This is a genomic window from Halobacillus sp. BBL2006 (assembly GCF_000786645.1).
Lineage (GTDB): Bacteria > Bacillota > Bacilli > Bacillales > Halobacillaceae > Halobacillus.
Genome location: NZ_JRNX01000235.1, coordinates 1 through 5,522 on the forward strand (window position 1 = coordinate 1; position 5,522 = coordinate 5,522).

5 protein-coding genes are annotated in these 5,522 nt (G+C 39.2%); all 5 read right to left on the bottom strand.

What is annotated here, in order from left to right:
• Window positions 1–96: 96 nt before the first annotated feature.
• On the bottom strand, window positions 97–876 hold the full coding sequence (spo0A, locus tag LD39_RS07890; RefSeq protein ID WP_035544924.1) for a sporulation transcription factor Spo0A: 780 nt from the start codon (window positions 874–876) through the stop codon (window positions 97–99).
• Window positions 877–1,089: 213 nt separating this feature from the next.
• On the bottom strand, window positions 1,090–2,325 hold the full coding sequence (gene spoIVB, locus LD39_RS07895) for a SpoIVB peptidase (protein ID WP_035544931.1): 1,236 nt from the start codon (window positions 2,323–2,325) through the stop codon (window positions 1,090–1,092).
• A 231-nt stretch (window positions 2,326–2,556) separates the two neighbouring features.
• Window positions 2,557–4,287, bottom strand: a complete 1,731-nt coding sequence (gene recN / locus LD39_RS07900; protein WP_035544926.1) for a DNA repair protein RecN — start codon at window positions 4,285–4,287, stop codon at window positions 2,557–2,559.
• A 17-nt stretch (window positions 4,288–4,304) separates the two neighbouring features.
• Window positions 4,305–4,754 carry a transcriptional regulator AhrC/ArgR gene (gene ahrC / locus LD39_RS07905; protein ID WP_035544930.1) on the bottom strand — a complete coding sequence of 150 codons (450 nt, stop codon included), beginning with the start codon at window positions 4,752–4,754 and terminating at the stop codon, window positions 4,305–4,307.
• 213 nt (window positions 4,755–4,967) lie between these two features.
• On the bottom strand, window positions 4,968–5,522 hold a 555-nt coding region (locus LD39_RS07910), incomplete at its 5' end, for a TlyA family RNA methyltransferase (protein WP_035544934.1).

Genomic DNA, 5,522 nt, shown 5'->3' on the forward strand with positions numbered 1-5,522 from the left:
CAACTTGTTGAAATTTCCCCAAAAATAAAAGGCGCAAGGGTTTCTCCCTACGCCTGGAATTTATATCTATAAATAATTTCTACACTTCTTTGAAGATTATGACGCCTTATGTTCTAGTCTTAAACGATCCGCGACCATGGCTATAAATTCGCTGTTCGTAGGCTTCGCTTTTGTATTGGAAATCGTGTACCCAAATAAGGACGATATTGCATCAATGTTTCCACGGTTCCATGCTACTTCAATCGCGTGACGAATTGCGCGTTCAACTCGAGATGCTGTCGTATTGTACTTTGTTGCAATGTCGGGATAGAGGACTTTCGTAATCGAGCCAAGAAGCTCCAAATCATTGTAAACCATTGTAATGGCTTCACGTAAATACTGATAGCCTTTAATATGAGCCGGCACACCAACCTCATGGATTATGTGAGTAATACTCGTATCCAAATCAGGCTTTTTGGATTTCGTAGAACTGTAGCTGCTTCCAATAGCACGGTTGATTGGATCGCCTGAGTGCTTGATTTGTCTAACCTGCTCACCAAGATGGTCAAGATCAAATGGCTTCATCATAAAATAAGCTGCACCAAGTTCTACTGCTTTCTTCGTTACTTCTTCTTGTCCAAAAGCGGTCAACATGATTACTTCTGGTGCTTTTTCGAATTCTTTGAGTTTATTCAAGACAGCTAGTCCATCTAGATGAGGCATAATGATATCAAGAATTAACACATCTGGATGTTTCTCATCCACCATAGATAAGCAATCCTTACCATTATACGAAGCCCCAATAACCTCAATATCATTTGTGTCTTCAAAATATTCCTCAAGAAGCTTTACTAGCTCGCGATTATCATCAGCCAAACAAACTTTGATCTTATCCATTTAATTTCCTCCTTATAAAATCCTCGTTTCCCTTTTATGTCTTATTCGACATGCAGGAAATATACCCCTTTTTATTATAACAAAAAAAATATTAAATTTGAGAATATCTTCAAAATGCTTAAAAATACTTTGATAATCGTAGTTTTTCGACATATAACTTATACGTTTGTCGAAAAATGTTGAATGAAAAAAAGAGCCCTTTTTGAGCTCTTCTTAACTTGCTTGTTGTTGATCTTCGTATAATTCTATACCGGCTTCTTGTAGCATCCACTCAATGTGAACGCCATAACCGCTTGTTGGGTCGTTGACAAATACATGAGTGACTGCACCAATAATTTTTCCATTTTGGATAATAGGACTTCCGCTCATTCCCTGGACAATCCCGCCTGTCTTGTCTAACAAGTCCGGATCTGTGATCTTCACAATCATACCTTTTGTGACTGGGCTTTTCTTAGGCATGTTGCTAACGATTTCTACATCGAACGATTGCATCTGATCTCCGTTTAAGACGGTTAAGATTTTAGCAGGTCCTTCTTCTACTTGATCAGAAAACCCTACCGGTAAACCTTCTGGATAGGCACTATTTTTCATATCTCCGTCAAGTTCTCCAAAGATTCCAAACGGAGTATTTTTTGTAATATTCCCTAATCGATCATTTTGAATCGAAAACCGGGCCTTTTTCTCTCCTGGTACTCCCTGACTCCCTTTCTCAATGGAAGTCACGTGCGATTTTACGATTGTTCCCTCGTGTATCTCAATGGGTTTCTTTGTATCCATATCGGATATGACGTGCCCTAATGCTCCATATTTTTTACTGTCAGGATGATAAAATGTCATCGTACCAATTCCTGCAGCAGAATCACGGATATACAAACCAATTTGGTATTCCTTTTCTTCATTGTTGTAAGATGGGGTCAATGAAGTTGTAATCATTTCTTTTCCTCTTTTAATGGTTAGCTCAATAGCTTTTCCATCTTCGCCTGATTCTTTGACCAGGGAGGATAAATCCTCCATACTATTGAGTTCTTGGCCATTTCCTTTTAGCAAGATATCCCCAACCTGTACATTCGCATCCTCACCTGGTGAATTTCTCTTTTCATCTTCACTCTTGACGAGGTGATGCCCTACGACTAAAACTCCTTTGGTATGGAGCTCTACTCCAACCGATTGACCACCAGGGATGAGACGAATATCCTTCATAGCATGCAGATCGGTCTTTTTCAAAGGAACACCTGCAAACTCATAGAAAATCTGGTTGTCATTGGTCGAAGAAAATGCGGTCCAAGCTTCATTAGAATTCTTAAAGACCGGTGTAACCTCTTCTGAAGCGTTCACTTTCACTTCCGTAGGGATCGACAAATAATTTTGAACGGGGCTTAATAAAGGTAAACTAAGCATCAACAGCAGGAGAACAGAACCACATATATATCTTATCTTTGTCTTTTGAATCAAGGGTTCAACACTCCTTATCACTCCAGTACCAACTCAATGGCTTACTTATAATGTGGTCTTTGAAGTGAATTTTTAAACGAGCATAATCTGAGTAATTATAGTACCGATTCCCTTGTAAAGAAACATTCACCATCGTATAAAATCTTGAATAATGAAGATTATAAAGATGCTCGCATCCAAAAAAAATAAACGTACGAAAACATCCGTACGTTTATTTTCTACATTTTTTTATAATTGATGCTGCTTATGTTTCTCAGCTAAGGTCAATAGTTCTCGTGCATGCTCAAGTGTTGTCTCTGTAAGTTCTGCGCCTGTCATCATTCTGGATATTTCATCGGCTTTTTCTTCATATTTAAGTTCGGTAACACCGGTAAAAGTCCGATCATTATCTACGCGTTTTTCAATACGTACATGTGTATCAGCCATTGCTGCTACTTGCGGGAGATGAGATATACAAAGAACCTGTGAACCTTCTGATATGCCGTGAATCTTTTCTGCAATAGCTTGAGCAACCCTGCCGCTTACCCCCGTGTCTACTTCATCAAAAATAACACTGGTAACACCCTGATGTCTGCTGAAAATACGTTTCAATGCGAGCATGATTCTGGACATTTCGCCACCTGACGCTACTTTATGTATTTCTTTTAAAGGTTCGCCAGGATTTGTTGTGATGAGGAATTTGACGATGTCAAATCCATTTGGCTGCAGGTGCACAGGGATGCCATCAAACAGAGGTTCATTTTGTCGCCCTTCTTTTACTTGAATATCCACTGCAAAAGAAGCTTTTTCTAAATAGAGATCTTTCAATTCCTCATGTATGTACTCGGATAGCACATCTGAAGCTTTTGAACGGATATCGTGGATATTCTTTGCCTCGAGTACCGCATCCTGGCCCAATTCATCTATCTGCCTTTCCATTTTGCTTAAATGAGAATCCTTGTTTCGGATTTCATCAATTTCTTCTTCAATCCTTGAGGAATATTCAAGCATATCTTCTACAGATGCACCGTATTTTTTCATTAATCGGTTCAATTCATTCAGCCTGGATTCGATTTGATTTAGACGTTCTGGATCGAATTCTAATTCTGCCATTTGACTACTGAGTTGAAACGTCATTTCTTCAATCAAATAATAAGAATTAGACAGCTCTTCAGACATTTTAGATAGTTGATCATCAAAATCCGATATACTCTCTATAGAGGTCATCGCATGGCTCAACCAGTCCAGGCCCTTTTGTTCACCATAAAGGGAATTATAGGCATCGTGGATGCCTTGGTATATCTTTTCGTAATTCATTAGCTTATTACGCTCTTCAGATAATTCCTCATCTTCATGGGGTTGCAGTTCTGCTCCTTGTAATTCACGAAGTTGAAACTCCAATAAGTCTAAACGTTGAGCCATTTCCTGCTCGTTTTCACTCAACTCTTTATATCTTTTAAGTAATGACCTGTACTTCTCATACACATCCCCATATTCCTTCATGGATGTAACCAATTCGGTGGAAGCAAACATATCCAAGAGTTCAATATGTCTATCTGGATCCATTAAAGACTGGGTCTCATGCTGACTATGGATATCGATAAGCGTGTGGCCAAACTCTTTAAGTATACCTAACGTTACTAATTTCCCATTCACACGACATATGCTTTTTCCTTGATGAGTAATGGTTCTATGAAGCACGACCATTCCATCCTCATTAATTTCTACACCGAATTGACTTCCTTTTTGATAAATTGGATGATCTGGCTCAACAGTAAACAATCCTTCAATTTCAGCTTTTTTCGTTCCATGACGAACGAATTCCACAGAACCACGCCCACCAGACAGTAATTGTATAGCATCAATAATAATTGATTTACCTGCTCCTGTCTCGCCAGTCAGGACTGTTAAGCCTTCTTTAAACGTAATGGATATATGATCAATGATAGCAAAATCGCGTATTGATAATTCCGTTAACATGAAACGATCCACCTCAGTTATAACATATTTAGCAATTGGTCACTTATCGTTTCCGTTTGCTCTTCACTACGGCAAATGATCAAACAGGTGTCATCCCCACATATCGTTCCCATAATTTCTTCCCAGTCTAGATTATCAATCAATGCTCCTACCGCGTTCGCATTACCTGGCAATGTTTTTAAAATGATGAAGTGTCCTGCCCGATCAATGCTAACAAAAGCATCCATCATTAATCTCTTCAATTTTTCAAAGGGATTGAAACGCTGATCAGCCGGCAAGCTGTATTTGTAACGCCCGTCCATCATAGGAACTTTTACAAGATGGAGTTCCTTGATATCTCTGGAGACCGTCGCCTGGGTCACGTTGTATCCAAGTCCTTTTAACCGATCGACTAATTCATCCTGGGTTTCAATATCATCATTGGTTATCAATTCTCTGATTTTGATATGGCGTTGACCTTTATTCATGTAAATCCTCCGTTTCAAACTTGCAGCTTACATTCATAAACATCTCAGTCTGATGTGCAGGTGTCAGAGATGATTGGTTTTCAGAAGCCAGCTAAATCCTTATATACGATAAAAAAGGGCCCTCGCAGAGCCCCTTATTAATTGAATGAAAACTATAGCTATTTAAATTAAGTTTTCATCTAAACTACATGCTGGACTTAAAGATATAAGACTTTATTTGCCGTGGGCTGCATGTGCTTGTTCAATCACAGTATCTATTTCGACATCCGTTAGGTTTTCCCCTTCTTTAAAGCTGGACAAGCCCAAATAGACGAGAAATTCGATATTCCCATCTCCCCCTGTAATGGGAGAATAGGTTACCCCACGAACTGAATAGTTATGTTCTACAGAAAAATCAAGGATGTTTCTTACTACATGCTTATGAATTTTAGGATCCTTGACGATTCCTTTCTTACCAACTTGGTCTCTCCCAGCTTCGAACTGAGGTTTAATGAGGGCAACGACCTCTCCATCCTCTGCTAATAGCTTAGCAAGTACAGGAAGAATGATTTTTAAGGAAATGAATGAAACATCTATTGAAGCAAACTCTGGTGTACCTTCCGTTAAGTCCTCTCTAGTTACATAACGGAAATTTGTTCTTTCCATTACCACGACCTGCGGATGGTTCCTTAAGTTCCAGTCCAACTGATTGTAGCCAACGTCGATCGCATAGCTCAACTTGATACCGTTTTGAAGACCACAATCTGTAAAGCCTCCTGTTGAGGAACC